Annotated in this window: 15 protein-coding genes and 1 riboswitch; of the genes, 7 read left to right on the top strand and 8 right to left on the bottom strand. The window is 62.5% G+C overall.

The features are described 5' to 3' along the window. Nucleotides 1-340: 340 nt before the first annotated feature. A complete protein-coding gene (locus tag ACIPVK_RS18225; protein ID WP_407613395.1) occupies nt 341-1,519 on the top strand; it encodes an AI-2E family transporter in 1,179 nt (392 codons plus the stop codon). Between the two features lie 95 nt (nt 1,520-1,614). Here the strand turns inward: ACIPVK_RS18225 and ACIPVK_RS18220 are convergent, their stop codons facing one another. The 5 genes from ACIPVK_RS18220 to ACIPVK_RS18200 form a co-directional block, all read right to left on the bottom strand. After that, a complete protein-coding gene (locus ACIPVK_RS18220) occupies nt 1,615-3,786 on the bottom strand; it encodes an SH3 domain-containing protein (protein ID WP_407613394.1) in 2,172 nt (723 codons plus the stop codon). 154 nt (nt 3,787-3,940) lie between these two features. Then, entirely contained in the window at nt 3,941-4,891 is a 951-nt protein-coding gene (locus ACIPVK_RS18215; protein WP_407613393.1) for an SH3 domain-containing protein, read from the bottom strand. A 298-nt stretch (nt 4,892-5,189) separates the two neighbouring features. Beyond that, entirely contained in the window at nt 5,190-5,678 is a 489-nt protein-coding gene (locus ACIPVK_RS18210; protein WP_407613412.1) for a ferritin, read from the bottom strand. A gap of 145 nt (nt 5,679-5,823) precedes the next feature. Next, entirely contained in the window at nt 5,824-6,219 is a 396-nt protein-coding gene (locus ACIPVK_RS18205) for an SdpI family protein (protein ID WP_407613392.1), read from the bottom strand. Between the two features lie 173 nt (nt 6,220-6,392). Then, nucleotides 6,393-8,864, bottom strand: a complete 2,472-nt coding sequence (locus ACIPVK_RS18200) for a Tex family protein (protein WP_407613391.1) — start codon at nt 8,862-8,864, stop codon at nt 6,393-6,395. A gap of 19 nt (nt 8,865-8,883) precedes the next feature. Then, nucleotides 8,884-8,977, top strand: a riboswitch (TPP riboswitch). Between the two features lie 76 nt (nt 8,978-9,053). On the opposite strand from ACIPVK_RS18200, the gene ACIPVK_RS18195 reads away from it, so the two are divergent. The 6 genes from ACIPVK_RS18195 to ACIPVK_RS18170 all read left to right on the top strand — a co-directional run bounded on the left by ACIPVK_RS18195 (nt 9,054) and on the right by ACIPVK_RS18170 (nt 13,019). Beyond that, the gene (locus tag ACIPVK_RS18195) at nt 9,054-9,818 is read left to right on the top strand and encodes a 3-oxoacyl-ACP reductase (protein WP_407613411.1); all 765 of its coding nucleotides are present in this window, start codon (nt 9,054-9,056) and stop codon (nt 9,816-9,818) included. Nucleotides 9,819-9,838: 20 nt separating this feature from the next. After that, the gene (locus tag ACIPVK_RS18190; protein ID WP_407613390.1) at nt 9,839-11,173 is read left to right on the top strand and encodes an LLM class flavin-dependent oxidoreductase; all 1,335 of its coding nucleotides are present in this window, start codon (nt 9,839-9,841) and stop codon (nt 11,171-11,173) included. A gap of 75 nt (nt 11,174-11,248) precedes the next feature. Beyond that, entirely contained in the window at nt 11,249-11,605 is a 357-nt protein-coding gene (locus ACIPVK_RS18185) for a hypothetical protein (protein ID WP_407613389.1), read from the top strand. Between the two features lie 17 nt (nt 11,606-11,622). Next, a complete protein-coding gene (locus tag ACIPVK_RS18180; RefSeq protein WP_407613388.1) occupies nt 11,623-12,168 on the top strand; it encodes a thermonuclease family protein in 546 nt (181 codons plus the stop codon). Between the two features lie 168 nt (nt 12,169-12,336). Continuing rightward, nucleotides 12,337-12,714, top strand: coding sequence for an RNA-binding S4 domain-containing protein (locus ACIPVK_RS18175; RefSeq protein ID WP_407613387.1), 378 nt, complete (start codon nt 12,337-12,339; stop codon nt 12,712-12,714). A gap of 80 nt (nt 12,715-12,794) precedes the next feature. Next, complete coding sequence (locus ACIPVK_RS18170; RefSeq protein WP_407613386.1) at nt 12,795-13,019, top strand: PLDc N-terminal domain-containing protein; 225 nt, start codon at nt 12,795-12,797, stop codon at nt 13,017-13,019. Nucleotides 13,020-13,057: 38 nt separating this feature from the next. Here the strand turns inward: ACIPVK_RS18170 and ACIPVK_RS18165 are convergent, their stop codons facing one another. From ACIPVK_RS18165 to ACIPVK_RS18155, 3 genes are all read right to left on the bottom strand, one after another. Further along, complete coding sequence (locus tag ACIPVK_RS18165) at nt 13,058-14,236, bottom strand: HTTM domain-containing protein (protein ID WP_407613385.1); 1,179 nt, start codon at nt 14,234-14,236, stop codon at nt 13,058-13,060. Then, entirely contained in the window at nt 14,233-15,024 is a 792-nt protein-coding gene (locus ACIPVK_RS18160) for a DUF5819 family protein (protein WP_407613384.1), read from the bottom strand. Before ACIPVK_RS18160 ends, ACIPVK_RS18165 begins: the two co-directional genes overlap by 4 nt. A gap of 199 nt (nt 15,025-15,223) precedes the next feature. Beyond that, a partial coding sequence (locus ACIPVK_RS18155) for an LPXTG cell wall anchor domain-containing protein (RefSeq protein ID WP_407613383.1) occupies nt 15,224-15,509 on the bottom strand: 286 nt, incomplete at its 5' end.

Below are 15,509 nucleotides of genomic sequence, written 5' to 3'. Positions count from 1 at the left end.
GCGGTTCCTGCCCGCGTAACCGGCAATTGACCGAATCGCTTGGAATTACGTTGCATTGCTCCCCCGCCAACTATGTTTTCGTTCCATCTCCGATAAGTGGGACGCACGGCCCACTAGTACATTATTAGACTAACCTTTTTGCTAAGAGGTTATTTCGGGTATCCGCCCTATGCCGGCAGTGCATAGAGTAGACCTGTTGCCAATTGCGAGGAGTCACTGGATGTCAGCGAAGCTAGGTTTCAAAAGAAGGTCCCGACAGGTTCCGCAGGAAGTTCCGCAGGCCGCGGGTTCCGCAGTCGCGCACCCGGCGCACACCGTGTCTGGAATGTGGATTGATCCGTTGGGTCGCATTGCCACACGCTCGGTCCAACTGCTGGTGGTGTTGATCCTTGCCTCGGCGGTTGTCTTCAGCCTCCTGAAATTGAGCGTCATTGCCCTGCCGATCCTGATTGCATTGATACTTTCCTGCGCACTGTGGCCATTGGTGCGGATCCTGCGCAAGGTCATGTCCGCCATGCTGGCTGCCTGGTCCGTGTTCCTGGGATCGTTGCTTGTGCTCGGCGGCATCGGCACAGCACTGGTGTATTCGGTGCTTGCCGAGTGGCAAACCTTGGTGGACAAGGGAGTTGAAGGCTTCAACAAGCTCCAGGGGATGCTGAACCAGTTGCCCTGGAACATCTCCGAGGAACAGATCGACGAAGCCGTCAGCCAGGTCACCAGCTTCCTGACGAGCTCCCAATTTGGCGCCGGCGCCCTGAGCGGGCTCTCCGCCGCCGGAAATTTCTTCACCGGCTTGGCGCTGCTGCTCGTGATCCTGTTCTTCTTCCTGAAGGACGGAGACAAGATCTGGGCATTCTTCCTCTCTTGGATGCCGGACCACCAGATGCACCGCTGGCTGTCCACCGGTGAGCGCACCGTGGAGACCCTCGGCGGCTACATGCGCGGCACGGCTACCGTGGCGGCCGTTGATGCCATCGGCATCACTGTCGCCCTGCTTGTACTGCGGGTTCCGTTGGCCATCCCGTTGGGTGTCGTGGTGTTCATGAGCTCCTTCATCCCGTTGGTGGGCGCCACCTTCGCCGGGATCCTGGCTACCTTGATTGCCCTGGTGACCAACGGCCCCGTGGTTGCCTTGATTGTCTTGGGTGCGGTGATCGTGGTGAACCAGCTGGAGGGGAACTTCCTGCAGCCCGTGGTCATGGCCCATGCATTGAACCTGCACGCCTTGGTGATCTTGCTGTCGTTGGCCGCCGGCACGGTCCTGGGCGGCTTGGTGGGCGCGGTGCTGGCAGTGCCCCTGACTGCGGTTGCCTGGGCGATCGTGAAGATATGGTCCGACCGCGACTTGCCGGCCCTGGACCCCGGTGCCGATTCGGAGAAGAAGGATCCCTCCGAACAAAGCACCCCGCAACAGGTCCTGGCGCATGCAGAAGCCAAAGTGGCGTCCGCTGCCCAGGATGCCGACGCCAAGCGCGAGGCCGATGCCTCGTCCCAGCTGCCACGCCCCACCAGTTCCTAGCATCTCCCCCGAGAAATGGCGATGGGCCGTTGAACCAATTTCTTGGTTCAACGGCCCATCTTCTTGCTCTGATGACGTTCCAGTTCGGGCTCGGCCTAGCGAAGGTACCTGGAGCTAACCCAACCGGTCTTTCCGGAATAGCTAGTCTGTGTCCAGCTGCCGCGGGTTGCCTTGACCGTGAGCTTCTTGCCCTTGGGAATCACCAGCAGCGACCGTGTCGACGTGCTGGTTCCGATCCGCAGGTTGAGCCGGTCGGTGGTTGTCTTCGTCTTGGCCGGTGCCTTGTACAAGGCAAGCTGGTTCGCTGGAACCCAACCGGTCTTTCCCGCATACTTCACCCGCAACCACGAACCGCTCTTTGCATCCACCACAACGTTCTTCTTGGCAGGGATACTCACCGCCGCTGCGGACTTCGCATCCACCGACTTTCGCGCAACAACCTTCGCCTTGGTCGTGTACGTTGCCTTCTTCACCGACTGGACCACCGGAGGCTTCGGCTTCGCCGGGGCCTTGTACGCGGCCAGCTGGTTCGACGGAACCCAGCCGGTCTTGCCCGCATACTTCGCCCGCAACCACGAACCGCTCTTCGCATCAACCGAGACGTTTTTCTTGGCCGGGATGCTCACCACCGCGGCGGACTTCGCATCAACGTTCTTGCGAGCAACGACCTTGCCCTTGGTCGTGTACGTTGCCTTCTTCACCGCTTGGACCACCGGAGGTTTCGGCTTTGCCGGCTGTTTCGGCGGAGTGGCCACGGGTTTGAGAACGCGCAGGTAGGTGTTGCTGACCCACCCGGTGACGTTCCCTGCCTTCACCTGGCTCCAGGTTCCCTGACGCTGGAGCTCAATGACATCGGTGCCGACGCCCAGGACCTTGATGATCTGGGTGTTGGTGCCGGCCCCGGTGCGCAGGTTCAGCTTCGTGGTGGTCTCATGCGTCGGCTTGGTGGGCACGGGCTTGGCGACCGGTGGTTTTGCCGTCTGGGGCGTTGCGGAACCGATCTTCTTCATGTCCGTCGTACTGATCCACCCGGAATATTTTCCGGCCTGGACCTGGGACCAGGTGCCTCGGACCTGGCGCACGGCAACCCTTGAGTCCCGCTTGATCCATTGGGTTTCTGAGTAGGTGGCACCAGCTCCCGAACGCAGCTTGAGATCGCGAAGGACCTCGTGGGTTGCGGGAAGCTCCGCCTGATCGATCGTGGCGGTCTTGCGCGCCAGTCCCGCCGATACCCAGCCTTCGGTTCCCTTGTACTTCACCCGCAGCCAGCCGGCGGAGCTCTCATAGGCCTCAAAGGTGGCTCCCGCGGGAATCGTCAGAAGCTTCGAGTACCAGGTTGCTGCGCCGGAGCGCATGTTCAGGCCATTGGGGTTGCTGTATTTGGCGAAGGGCACCCGCACGCCGTTGGTGACGGTTCCCGTGGACGTCAGGGACCATTCGGGCGCTGTCGCCATCTTGTTGGGCGTGACTGCAAAACGATTCATCCAGCCGGTGCGTGATCCGTACTTGACCTTGACGAAGGACCCGTTGAGCAGTCCGTTGATGGCACCCGGCTGGCTGCTGACCTTGGCGTTGCGGCCCGGCCTGTCCAGGACCGTCGATGTGGCCGATGGCGAGGCAAAGAGTTCCGTCTTGCCGCGCGCATAATACGTGCATGTCTTCGGCGACTCGGAGTAACTGGCGGTGGCGTAGGAGTCCAAGTCGAGCCCGCGGGACTTGAGGAACGACGCAGGATTGCGCACGTTCGCGTCACTGGAGTAGAAACGGTCCTTCCAGATTTCAAGGTGCAGGTGCGGACCGGTGGAGGGCCCGGAGGAACCCACCAAGGCAATCATCTGTCCGGACTTTACCTTTTGGCCTTCCCTGACCAAGACGTCATTGGGCCACATGTGCATGTAGGCCGATTCATAGGTCGCCCCGTCGATTCGGTGGGTAACCACTACTTGGCCCGAAGTTGAATTGGTGCCACTGACGATCTTGCGCACGGTGCCTTCGGCCACGGCATAGATCGGGGCGTTGTTCCGCGCGCCCATGTCCTGGCCAAGGTGGTGCGTGGATCCTCCCACCACCGGCATGCAACGCGGCCCCATCGGGGAAGTCATCCGGTAGGTGTCCGGATCCAGCGGCAAGGCGAATTCGCCGGCGCGGACCTTGCTATTGGTTTCGGTGTCCACGCGGATCTGGGCGGTCGCAGGTAGCGCGGTGAATACCAATCCCGTCGCCAATACTCCCGAAAATAATGCGCGGAAGGCTTTCGGTATGGCCATGGTCAGTGGACTCCCTCAAAAAGGTTTGTGGCTCAACAAGGAATCCACAATGGGTGCGAGTGTACGGGAGCATCACGAAGCTCTACCCCCAAACCCATACCTTATGCAATAAGCCCACCCATTGACAGGAAACGGCAGAGAAGATTTGGCCGTGTCAGCCCAAGTGCGAGCTGTGGACCCAGCCCTCAAGGCGCCCGGCGCGGACCCTGGTCCACTGTCCGCGGCTTGCAACGACCTCAAGTTGCTCACCAGCGCCAAGCTGGGCCAGCGCACGGTAATTGGCGGAGGCTCCCCGGTACAGGGTGGTCTCGACGATGGTGACCGGGGCCTTGGACGCCAGGTACCGCAATTGCAGCTGGCTCGCCGGGACCCAGCCGGTTTCCTGCTCGAGCACGATCCTGTGCCATGGTCCCAGCTTCCCGGTGACCTTGACCAAGGTCCCGGCCTGCATGATGCGAAGGACCGGGAAGTGGTCGCCCGCGTCCTTGCGGACATTCAGGCGCACCGTAGTCGTGTACTCGGTCGGGGCCATGGGCTGGATGCCGGTGGCGGGGCGGCTCACGTTGATGCGGGCCAGATAGGCGCTGGGAACCCAGCCGATGTCCTTGCCGGTGGCGACCTTTGCCCAGGTGCCCAGCTCGTCGACCTTGCGGACCTGGATGTTTGCCGCCAACACGCGCAATACCGGGTAGTTGGTGCCCGAGCCCTTGCGCAGGTTCAGGTCGGCGGTGCTGCGGTGGGTGGGGATGAAATCTTCGTCGGGCACTTCCGGCGCGCTGGGGGCTCCGCCGGCCGCGGCGGCGCTCTCCGGCATCCGGCTGGCGACCGGGCGCACCGGAACCTGCGTCGGGCGCCGGGGTGCCTCGAGGCGCTCAAGGCACTGGGCAGGAAGCCATCCAAAGGTTTGGCCGTGCTGCACGCTTGCCCACAAACCGGTGACCCGAAGCAGGTACACCGGGGTGCTTTGGGGAATCAGGTATTGGACTGCGTAATGCCTTCCGGCGCCCTTGCGCAGCTTGAGTTCTGCCGTGGTCCGGTGCGTCGGTCCCGTGGCTTCCACCGGGGCCGGCATCGGCGCGGTGCGTGCGAAGTCGAACTTCTTCATGCGGCTGTTCCCCACCGGGACGCTCGCGCACCGGGGTTGGTCAAAGTCATGCGTGCACGGACGTGAAACACGTTTTGATGACCTCACTGAACGAGTGGTTGACCTGGGACTGGCATGCGTGGCGCAATGTCTTGCACGGCGTCACTATCCGCCCGGATCGTTCACGTAAAACCACGTATCGGGGCGCGGCACCTGGACATGCCCTACCCCATGTTATTGCACGCACGACCAAGGCCCCCAGTCGCAGGCCGGGGGCCTTGGTCACATCGTCGTCACGGGGTGGGCCGCGACGGCATTTCTAGCGTGCGGACAGTTCGCCATCCAGGCGAAGCAGTCCATTGCCGTCGTTGTTGATCATCTTCACGCGGTCAAGGATCTCACCGACGGTGGCTTCCTCTTCGACCTGTTCCTCGATGAACCAGGTCAGCATCGGCACCGAGTCGATGTCGCCCTCGTTGTGCGCCAGGCGGTAGAGGTCGCGAATGGATTCGGAAACCTTCTTCTCGTGGTCGAGGGAAGCCTGGAAGGCGCCGTCCACCGTGGCTACATTCAGCGCAGGGGCTCCAATGGCGCCGATCGCAGGGTGCGCCCCGCGATTGGTCATGTGGGTGATGAACTTTTCCGCGTGCTCAAGTTCCTCGGCGGACTGGGCGCGGAACCAGGCGGCAATGCCGGGCAGGCTCAGGACATCCATTTCGATGGCCAGCTGGCGGTACACGGTCGAAGCCTGGAGTTCCAGGGTGATTTGGTCGTTGAATGCGTCTACAAGCTTTCCGGTGAGTTCCATGGCACCCACGCTACGCACTCCGCTGGTCCTTGTCACCGAAGTATGGCCGTACTTACCTTGAGGTAAATATGGCATGAATTGGGTCCCGGGGAAGGGCAACCAAGGTGATGCTCACCTTGGTCCCGACACCTTGCCCAAGCCCCTGTCAGGAGGAAACGATGCCTTCCCCGGCATGGATCTTGGCAACCGCCCGGTTGGCATCGCGCAACCCGAGAAACAAGCCGCCCAGCATCACGGCCAGGCTCGCCAACAGTGCGGCGGGGTGGACAAACTCCGGAAGCGTCGCCAGCACCGAAACAATGCCGCTGGCGGCCATCAACAGCGCGGCAAGCCAGCAGCCCATGACGCCCTTGTTGGCCGCGGCGTGGTGGCCCAGAAGCCAGCAGTCATCGCAGTGCATCAGCGCAGCGGTACGGATACCGATCCAGGGATTGCGCTTGATCTGCCCGGTGGCCGCGGCCTTCATCATCCAGGCCATCGCGGCCATGAGCAGCACCAGGACTACAGTCATGATCAATTCGGTCAGTGTTTCGCCGTCCATGGCGCGATTGTCTCCTTGCGGTATGCGGTCGGCACGCCGGTGCCGGCTCGCGGGGGCAATGCACACAACGCTACGCCAGTTCCGCGATGCGCCCTGTTCATGCACCGCCGCGAGGTTCTCGGTGGCGGCCCGCACCGGGGCCACCACCGAATCGTGGGTGCGGTCGGCAGGGGTTAGCTGCTCAGTCCCGCACGGCGCAGGGCCTCGGCCATGGCCGTGTTGCCTCCGGCAGGCTTGGGGTTCCCCTGTTGCCCGCCCTTGTTGCCGCGCGGGCCGCCATGGGATTCACGCGGGGCCCGCGGCTCCGGTCCCCTGGGGCCACGCGGTGCCTTCTCCGTCCGCTCGGCCTTGGCACCCGGCTCGTCATCCAGGCGCAGGGTCAACGAGATGCGCTTGCGCGCCGGGTCCACCTCGAGGACCTTGACCTTGACGACTTGGCCGGAGGTGACGACTTCGCGCGGGTCGGAGATGAACTTGTTGCTCATGGCCGAGACGTGGACCAGCCCGTCCTGGTGGACGCCCACGTCGACGAAGGCGCCAAAGGCTGCCACGTTGGACACGGTGCCTTCCAGGATCATGCCCACCTGCAGGTCGGAGATCTTCTCCACGCCCTCCTTGAGGTTCGCGGTCTTGAAGTCCGGGCGCGGGTCCCGGGCCGGGCGCACCAGTTCGGCGATGACGTCCTTGACGGTGGGCAGACCGAATTGCTCGGTGACGAAGTCCGCGGCATTCAGCGTGGCCACCGACTGGTTCTTGGCGGTGGCGGCCGCCAGAAGAGTCTCTGCCAGTCCGTAGGCCTCGGGGTGCACGGCGGAGGCATCCAGCGGCTGTTTGCCGCCGGTGATCCGCAGGAACCCGGCACACTGTTCAAAGGCCTTGGCACCCAGGCGCGGAACCTTCAGCAGGGACTTGCGGGTGGCGAACGGCCCGTTGGCATTGCGGTGCTCGACGATGTTGCGGCTCAGCAGCGATCCGACGCCGGCCACCCGGGCCAGCAGTGCCGGGGAGGCGGTGTTCACGTCCACGCCGACGGCGTTCACGCAGTCCTCGACCACCGCATCCAGGGAGCGGTCCAGCTTGGCCGGGGTCAAATCGTGCTGGTACTGGCCCACGCCGATGGACTTCGGCTCGATCTTCACCAGCTCGGCCAGCGGGTCCTGCAGGCGGCGGGCAATTGACACGGCACCGCGAATGGAGACGTCCAGCTCCGGCAGTTCCGCACTGGCCAGGGCGGAAGCCGAGTACACCGAGGCACCGGCCTCCGAAACGATGACCTTGGCCGGCTTGTTGGTCAGCTTGGCGATCACCTCGCCGGCCAGCTTGTCGGTTTCGCGGCTTGCGGTCCCATTGCCGACGGCAATCAGTTCGGTGCCGTGTTTGGCCGCCAGGGACACCAGGGTCGCCACCGAGGCATCCCACTTGTTCGCCGGCGCGTGCGGGTAGATGGTGGCGATGTCCACGACCTTGCCCGTCGCGTCAACGACGGCTACTTTGACTCCGGTGCGCAGCCCTGGGTCCAGGCCCAGCACTGCCCGATTCCCGGCCGGGGCCGCCAGCAGAACGTCACGCAGGTTGGCGGCGAAGACCTTGACGCTGGCTTCCTCCGCGGCTTCGAAGAGCCGCGTGCGCAGGTCCGCCTCGAGCCGTGCCAGCAGGCGACCGCGCCAGGCCAGGCGCACGGTTTGTGCCAGCCATTTTCCGGCCGGGGCATCGGCCGCCGCACTGATGCCCAGCGAACGGGCGACGGCTGCCTCGTATCCTGCGCGCGCCTCGGCCAATGCCGCATCGTCACGCGGGTCGGCCTCGGCAAGCTCCAGGTTCAACGCGCCCTCGCGCTCGCCGCGCAACAGGGCAAGGATGCGGTGGGAGGGCTGGGTGGCGACGGGCTGGACGAAGTCCTCGTAGTCTGAGAACTTTGCGGCGTCGGCGGCCGGGGCGCCGGGAGCGATCTTGGAGGAGATCTTGCCTCGGCCCCACAGCCGTTCGCGCAGTTCCGAGACCAGCACCGCGTCCTGGGAGGCGCGTTCGGTGAGGATGGCCCGGGCACCGGCGAGCGCATCGGCGGCGGCGTTGACCTCGTGCTCCGGGTTCAGGAACGTTGCGCCCAGCGTCTCCGGATCCTGGGAAGGGTCCCGGATGAGCGAATCGGCCAGCGGCTCAAGGCCGGCCTCGCGGGCAATCTGGGCCTTGGTGCGCCGCTTGGACTTGTAGGGCAGGTAGAGGTCTTCGAGTTCCGCCTTGGTCGTTGCGGCCCCGATCGCGGCTTCCAGCTCCTCGGTGAGCTTGCCGGCTTCCGCGATGGCCTTGAGGATTGCGGCCCGGCGTTCCTCGAGTTCGCGCAGGTAACGCAGTCGTTCCTCGAGCATGCGCAATTGCGCATCGTCAAGGGTGCCGGTGACTTCCTTGCGGTACCTGGCGATGAAGGGAACGGTGGATCCGGCGTCAAGCAGCTCGATGGCGGCCTTGACTTGCCAGGAAGCAACCGGTGCCCCGGCTACGGAAAGTTCTGCGGCAATGGTCTGGATTATTCGGCTCTGACTCACCCCTCCAGTTTGCCGTATGGGTCCTACGACGTGCCTGCTTCGGGCCCCCGCGCCGGGTGTGTCGCACCCGTGGCGTTCACATGGTTGGGGAAGGTGATCCATCGGTGCTAGGTTGGGCCAAGGACTCGACACGGGGTGCCGCCTTGCGGCTGAGAGATACACCCGTTGAACCTGATCTCGATAATCCGAGCGAAGGGATGCCGGTCCGGCATGACGCATTGTGGCACCTGAATTCCGGTTCCCCTTGGCGGTTCCATGGCATCCTTTCGCTCCAACGAAAGGTGCATGGGAATGCTTATCAAGGACCAAATCGTACTTATCACCGGTGCCGGCCGCGGGCTTGGAACCGAGCTGGCCCGCGCCTTCGCCCGCGAGGGAGCACGGCTCGTGCTGAACTACCGCTCGAGTGAATCCGCGGCCCGGGAACTGGCTGCCGAGTTCGGGGCCGAACGCGCGATCGCGGCACGTGCCGACGTCTCGGACCAGGATCAGGTCGCGGCGATGGTTGCCACGGCGCAGGCACACTTTGGCGGCCCGATCACCACGGTGATCAATAACGCCCTGCCAAGCTTTTCATTCAACGGCGACGCCCGCTCCAAGGCGCACGGGATCGGCTACACGGAATTCGGCGCGCAATTCACCGGCGTCATCGGTGGCGCCCTGAACACCATCCAGGCAACCCTGCCGGGCATGAAATCCGTAGGCTTTGGCAACATCGTCAACATCGGTACCAACCTCTTCCAGAACCCCGTGGTCCCCTACCACGACTACACCGCGGCCAAGGCGGCCCTGCTGTCGCTGACCCGCACGTTCGCGTCGGACCTGGGCCCGGAGAACATCCGCGTCAACATGATTTCCGGGGGCCTGCTGCGCACCACCGATGCCTCGGCGGCCACCCCGGAGGAGGTATTCGACCTGATTGCGGGTTCCACTCCCCTGCGGCGGGTGACCTCTCCCGCCGAGTTCGCCGATGCGGCCCTGCTCTTTGCCTCGCCCTGGTCGCGGGCGGTGACCGGGCAGAACCTGGTTGTCGACGGTGGACTGGTGATGAACTAGGACCTGGGAAGGAAACCACCATGGCTACGTCACGCCAATTGCACCTGAACGCCTTCATCTACGGCGCGGGCCACCACACCATGGGATGGCGCCACCCCGATTCGAGCGCCGACCGCGTCGGCGACATCGCCTACTACGAGGAACTGGCCCGGCTGGCCGAGCGCGGGTGCCTGGATGCGGTGTTTTTTGCCGACGGGCAAAGCGTCAACCGCGAGTACGCGGCGGGCATCCCCTGGTTCCTCGAACCGGTAACCGCGCTCAGCGCCATGGCTCGGGCGACCGCGCACGTTGGTTTGGTCACCACCATCTCGGCGAGCTTCTACACCCCGTTCCACGCCGCCCGGCTGCTGGCCTCCCTCGACCACATCAGCGGTGGACGTGCGGGGATCAACGTGGTGACGTCGATGTTTGACGCCGAGGCCCGCAACCACGGGATGGATGCATTGCCGGGGCACGCACAACGCTACGAACGCGCCGAGGAATTTGTGGATGCGATGCAGGGGTTGTGGGATTCGTGGTCGGATTCGGCGCTGGTGGTCGACCGCGAGGCCGGGCTATACCTCGATCCCTCCCAGGTCCGTCCGGTCAACCACCGCGGCAGCCACTTCTCCGTCGACGGACCGCTGACGGTCCCCCGCTGCCCCCAGGGGAGGCCGGTGCTCTTCCAGGCCGGCTCCTCCGAGGCCGGGCGTTTGTTTGCCGCCCGGCATGCCGAGGCCATCTACTCAGTTTCCTGGGACCGGGAATCGGCGTCGGAGTATGCCGCTGACATCCGGAGCCGACTCGCACGCGAGGGACGCGAGGCAAGTTCGGTGCCGATCCTTCCCGGGCTGGTCACCTATGTCGGTGCGACCCGTGAGGAGGCCCTGGAAAAGAAGCGCGTGCTGGACTCCTTCCTTGACATCGGCTCGGCCATCGCCCAGCTCAACATGTTCACCGGCCAGGACTACAGCGCCCACCCACTGGATGAACGCGTGGATGCCTTGCCTGCTGCCGACGGGTTCGCCGGGCCGCAGGGGCGCTACCTCACGGTCCAGCGCATCATTGAAACCCAAGCTCCCACGCTTCGCGAGCTTCTGGGATTCCTGGCCGCGGGCGGAGGGCATGCGACCATGATCGGCACGCCAACCGAGATCGCGGACGACATCGAGGAATGGTTCACTTCGGGTGCCTGCGACGGATTCAACCTCATGTGCCCCACTTTTCCCGCCGGGTTGGACGACTTCGTGCAGCTGGTGGTCCCGGTCCTCCAGGAGCGCGGCCTGTTCCGTACGTCCTACCCGGGAACCACGCTGCGCGAAACGCTGGGCCTGGCCAGGCCGGCACGCATGGAATCCACTCCGGTCCCCGGATAGCGGCCTATGCCCCTTGGGTGGGAGCCGCGGGCGTTCCCAGCGTTCTCCCACCCGGGAACAACTACGATTGAACCCATGACATTTTCACGTTCCAAAAGTGCATTGCTGGTTTCCGGCGCAGTCCTGCTGCTCTCGGTGACCGGTTGTGCAACCATTGCCGACACCGCTTCCTCCGCCGCTTCGTCCGCGGCCACGCAACTGGCCGACGGCGCCAAGAAGGAACTCATCAAGCAGGCGTGCGCCCCCATCAAGGACGGCACGATCAACGCCGCCGACCTCAAGGTGGTTTCCTCGATGGTCGACGCCGTCCGCGAGGGCGGGCTGCCGCAGGAGATCGTCAGCGCCCTCGATGATGTGGCCGCCTCCGGAGACGACGTCCCGGCCGATGTCCAGGCCCGGCTCGTCACTGCCTGCGACAACGCACTGGTCTAGGACGACGGCCAATCGCCATGAGGATGCCCCGCCGCCGACGCAGCAGTGCCATCGCGCTCGTACTGTGCGCCGCGGTCCTCGTTGGCACCTGGCTTTTGGTGCCCATGGGCGAGCGCAGCCAGGAACATTCGGGTACAACGGTCCAGCAGGCTGGTGCCACGGTCCAGCATGTGGCTGACGGCGACACCGTCTACCTCATGTTGGACGGGAAGCGGACCAAGGTTCGACTGCTCAATGTCGACGCACCCGAGATTCCACACCCCGACCAACCCGGGGAATGCTTCGGGCCGCAGGCCGCCGAATTCCTGGCCGAGAAGCTGCCCAAGGGTTCCAAGGTCGAGCTCGAGTACGATGCCGAACGCCTGGATCAATATGGGCGCACCCTTGCCGCGGTGAGCCGCGGTGGTGAACTCATCAACGAATCCCTCGTCTCATCCGGACACGCCACCGCGATGAAGGTCGAACCGAATGTTAAGTTCTACAAGCAACTTCGCGCCGCTCAAACGCAGGCGGAACGGCGCAAGGTGGGAATGTTTGATCCGGCCAACAGGTGCAGATATTAGAAACTGATCCCTATCCGTATTCGCGTTCGAATTCAGTAGTACGCTCAGCCTGCGGAACATGTCCATGACTGCCACGGCCCCGGGTTGATCGGACCACGTGGCCACGGGCGACCCACGTACAGCGCAACATAGCCTGCCCCATGGTGTTGCGATGGCTAGACTGGCGGGGTGAAGCAGGAATCCAAGGCTGTCAGAATCGATGCCTGGCTATGGTCGATTCGAATCTACAAGACCCGCTCGGCGGCGACCACGGCGTGCCGTGCCGGACACGTGCGCCTGAACGACAAGCCTGCCAAGGCAGCCCAAATTGTCGTTCCAGGGGACACGATTAGGGTCAGGCAATCCGGATTCGACCGGATCCTCGAGGTGACCGCTGTGATTGCCAAGAGGGTGGGAGCCGACATCGCAGCCCGGTGCTATGTCGACCACACCCCGGTCCGCCCCAAGGAAGTCATCCCGCAGGTTCCCGTCAGGGACAGGGGCGCAGGCCGGCCGACGAAGAAGGACCGGCGTGAGATGGAACGGCTTCGCGACCAATTCCATTAATCCGGGGGCTACGATGGCTATTGGTAGCTGGATGCGCGGCAAATTAGTCGTTGCATCCGCAATCACTAATGAGGAGAAGCATGGCCAGGAATAATAGCTGGAACGAACTGTCCGTCGTTGCCCGGTGGCGAATCGCCATCATGGGGCTTGCCCAGCTGGCACTCCAATTTGTTGCTCTGCGCGACCTGGTCAAGCGTCCCGCGACCGAGGTCAACGGTCCGAAGAGCGCATGGGCCGCTGCCTCGTTCATCAATTTCCTTGGGCCGCTTGCATACCTCGCACTCGGCCGTTCCAAGAAGAAGTAGCCCGCCCACTCCGTCGACACTATCGGGGACCGACGCCTTCAGCGCCGTCCCGCGTCCAACAGGTCTGACGATTCGGACTTGGTGAATTCTCGCATCTCGCTCGGGTTCTCCTGGGGACGAGCGATGTCAACCTCGCCAGGCGAAGCCTCGGGTTGCTCACGCACGGCTTTTTTGCACCAGTCCTCAATGCGCTGCCACGTGACGTCACGCACGAAAATTGAGTCAATCGCAACCATGGCGAGAGAGAACCAGGGCAATCCCATGAACAGGCCAATGCCCGCGTGAAAACCGATCATGGCAAAGAGGATTGGGATTCGCGTCCACCGGAAAAGCAAGGCTCCCGGAAAGAACAGCTGGATCAGTACTGACCCAATGCTCATGGCCGCCACCGCTGGGGCCCAAGCCGTCGCCATTTCGCTCAATTCCGGCCATGGGGCAAAACGGGTGACATGAAGTGGCGCATAGACAGCGGTGCCGTCTTGCCACGGTTTTCCGCCCGCCTTGTAAAGCGCCCCCGACACGTAAATGAAAACTACTTGGCAGGTCAGCGTCACGACGACCAAGTTATGGGCCATATTCACCAATGGCTGCGAAAAAACGGGTGCTCCGTGCCATAGACGGGTCAGGACATTGCCCTTCGCGAAGTTGCGCTTTCGTCGCGCCTCATCCACCGACCAACGTCCCGAAGTATCGGCAAAGAGCATCCCAAACAAGGCAATCCGGAAGATATTATCTCCTTGGTCGGAGACCATGTCCTGCAACTCAATCAGACTTACCCATAGGACCCAGAAGACCGGGAGCAGAAGGCGAGTCCGGTATCCGATCAAGACCGTAAACGCTAACGCCGCGACCAAAAGGTACAACAGGGTAAAGACGACATCGTTTTCGACAACGCGGTGGAATAGTGAAAACAACCAGATATTTGGGAATTCACTCTTTGGAGCGGCTAGCTCACCGGTCCATGCGCTGCCGGATCCAAAAGTATAAAAACGGGTAGAGAAGTTTGATGCCAGCAGGCCCAACGCAGTGATGGAAAACAGGATGCGGGTCACGGCAAGGCCGTATGTGGCCTTTTTGGAATCGAGCAACCAATTTTCGACAGTGATAAACCAGTTTCTGACGGAGTCAATAAGGTGGAATGGGGCTTCGTTCCAGAATGCCGTCCATATACGCCTAATGGGGGCCACAACCTTCTGTGCATTGGGTCGATGGCTCATTTGATCCCCTTAAGGTTCACAAAGACGTCTGCAAAGCGGTCCTGGTTTTGCCCTGGGAAGCTTCGGGGGCCGCGCCACCCAGATTCGACGACACGGATTGGTTGCGGCGCCACATTCTCGTTGTGACGATCCTTGAATGGTGTGACATTCTGACGGCTAACGCTCACTTGAACACGTTCCACCTCTGGGCCCCATGTTGCTAGGGCTACCTGAGTTGCGTATGCAGCGGTCTGTGCTTCTTGTTTGATGAACGCACGTGCATTCAGTCGGCTTATTTCCTTGGCCTTGTCGTTTCCTTTGACGGATTCCAAAAGATCTAATTCAAACCGCTTCAGCCAGTCATCTCCAATAAAATAGCCGCCGGCCACAATCTTCTGTTGATCCTTGCTCAGCTTGTCGAATGCACTTTTGTATTCAGTGCCCTGTTGTAATCCTAAGATTGCCGCCCTGGGCGGAAACAGATTGTGGTGTGCGAGATCCAGCTCGGCATCACTCGCGTTTACCCAAGGGGTCGTCTGGACGCCTTTGTCAGATCCCATCGCTGCCCGGACCTTGATGGTGATGTTGCCATTGATCGGCTCAGGGGCAAACACGCTCCAGCTTTGACCAAACACGGGAAGCATGTAATTGGAAAGCGCTTTGCCTGGCACCATCTCCCGGAGCCCATTGGCCGGCGCTATCCATAGAAAAGTTGCAAATAAATGCCATCCAGTGGCCAAGACACAGACGATAACGATAGCTCGCAACCAGACTGGCCGGGAACGTTTCGTGATTCTTTCGAGAGCCATCTGGGCCTTTCATGTGTGTCAGCGTTTGACGGCCAGCTTGCTGACACGCTGTTGAGCATACGGTGATCGACTCTCGACTTTAGTTGATGCGTTCTTTCCGTATTTGCATTACCGGCATTTTCAAATATGAGATAAAGCGGGTGCAGGTCGGTCCCATCTTGTTATCGACGGGGCCGACCTGCACCTACTAATTCGACCTTTACAGTGATTCGGTCTTGCGACGAGCCACCATAATGCCACCAGTGATCAGCAGCAGGAGGGCAATTCCTCCGGTCACCAGGATTCCGCTTGCACCAGTGTTGGCCAAGTCGTTGCCCGGCTTGGCACCAGCGGAAGTCGAACTTCCGTCTGCAACGGTCGCAGCATCAGCGTCAACCGCAGCATCCGCATCTACAGCGGTCGCAGCGTCAGCGTCAACCGCAGCATCCGCATCTACAGCGGTCGCAGCGTCAGCGTCAACCGCAGCATCCGCATCTACAGCGGTC

Source organism: Paeniglutamicibacter sp. MACA_103 (assembly GCF_045798555.1).
Taxonomy (GTDB): Bacteria; Actinomycetota; Actinomycetes; order Actinomycetales; family Micrococcaceae; genus Paeniglutamicibacter.
The sequence above is the reverse complement of the archived record's forward strand: the minus strand, read 5'-3'. Positions and strand labels throughout refer to the sequence as shown.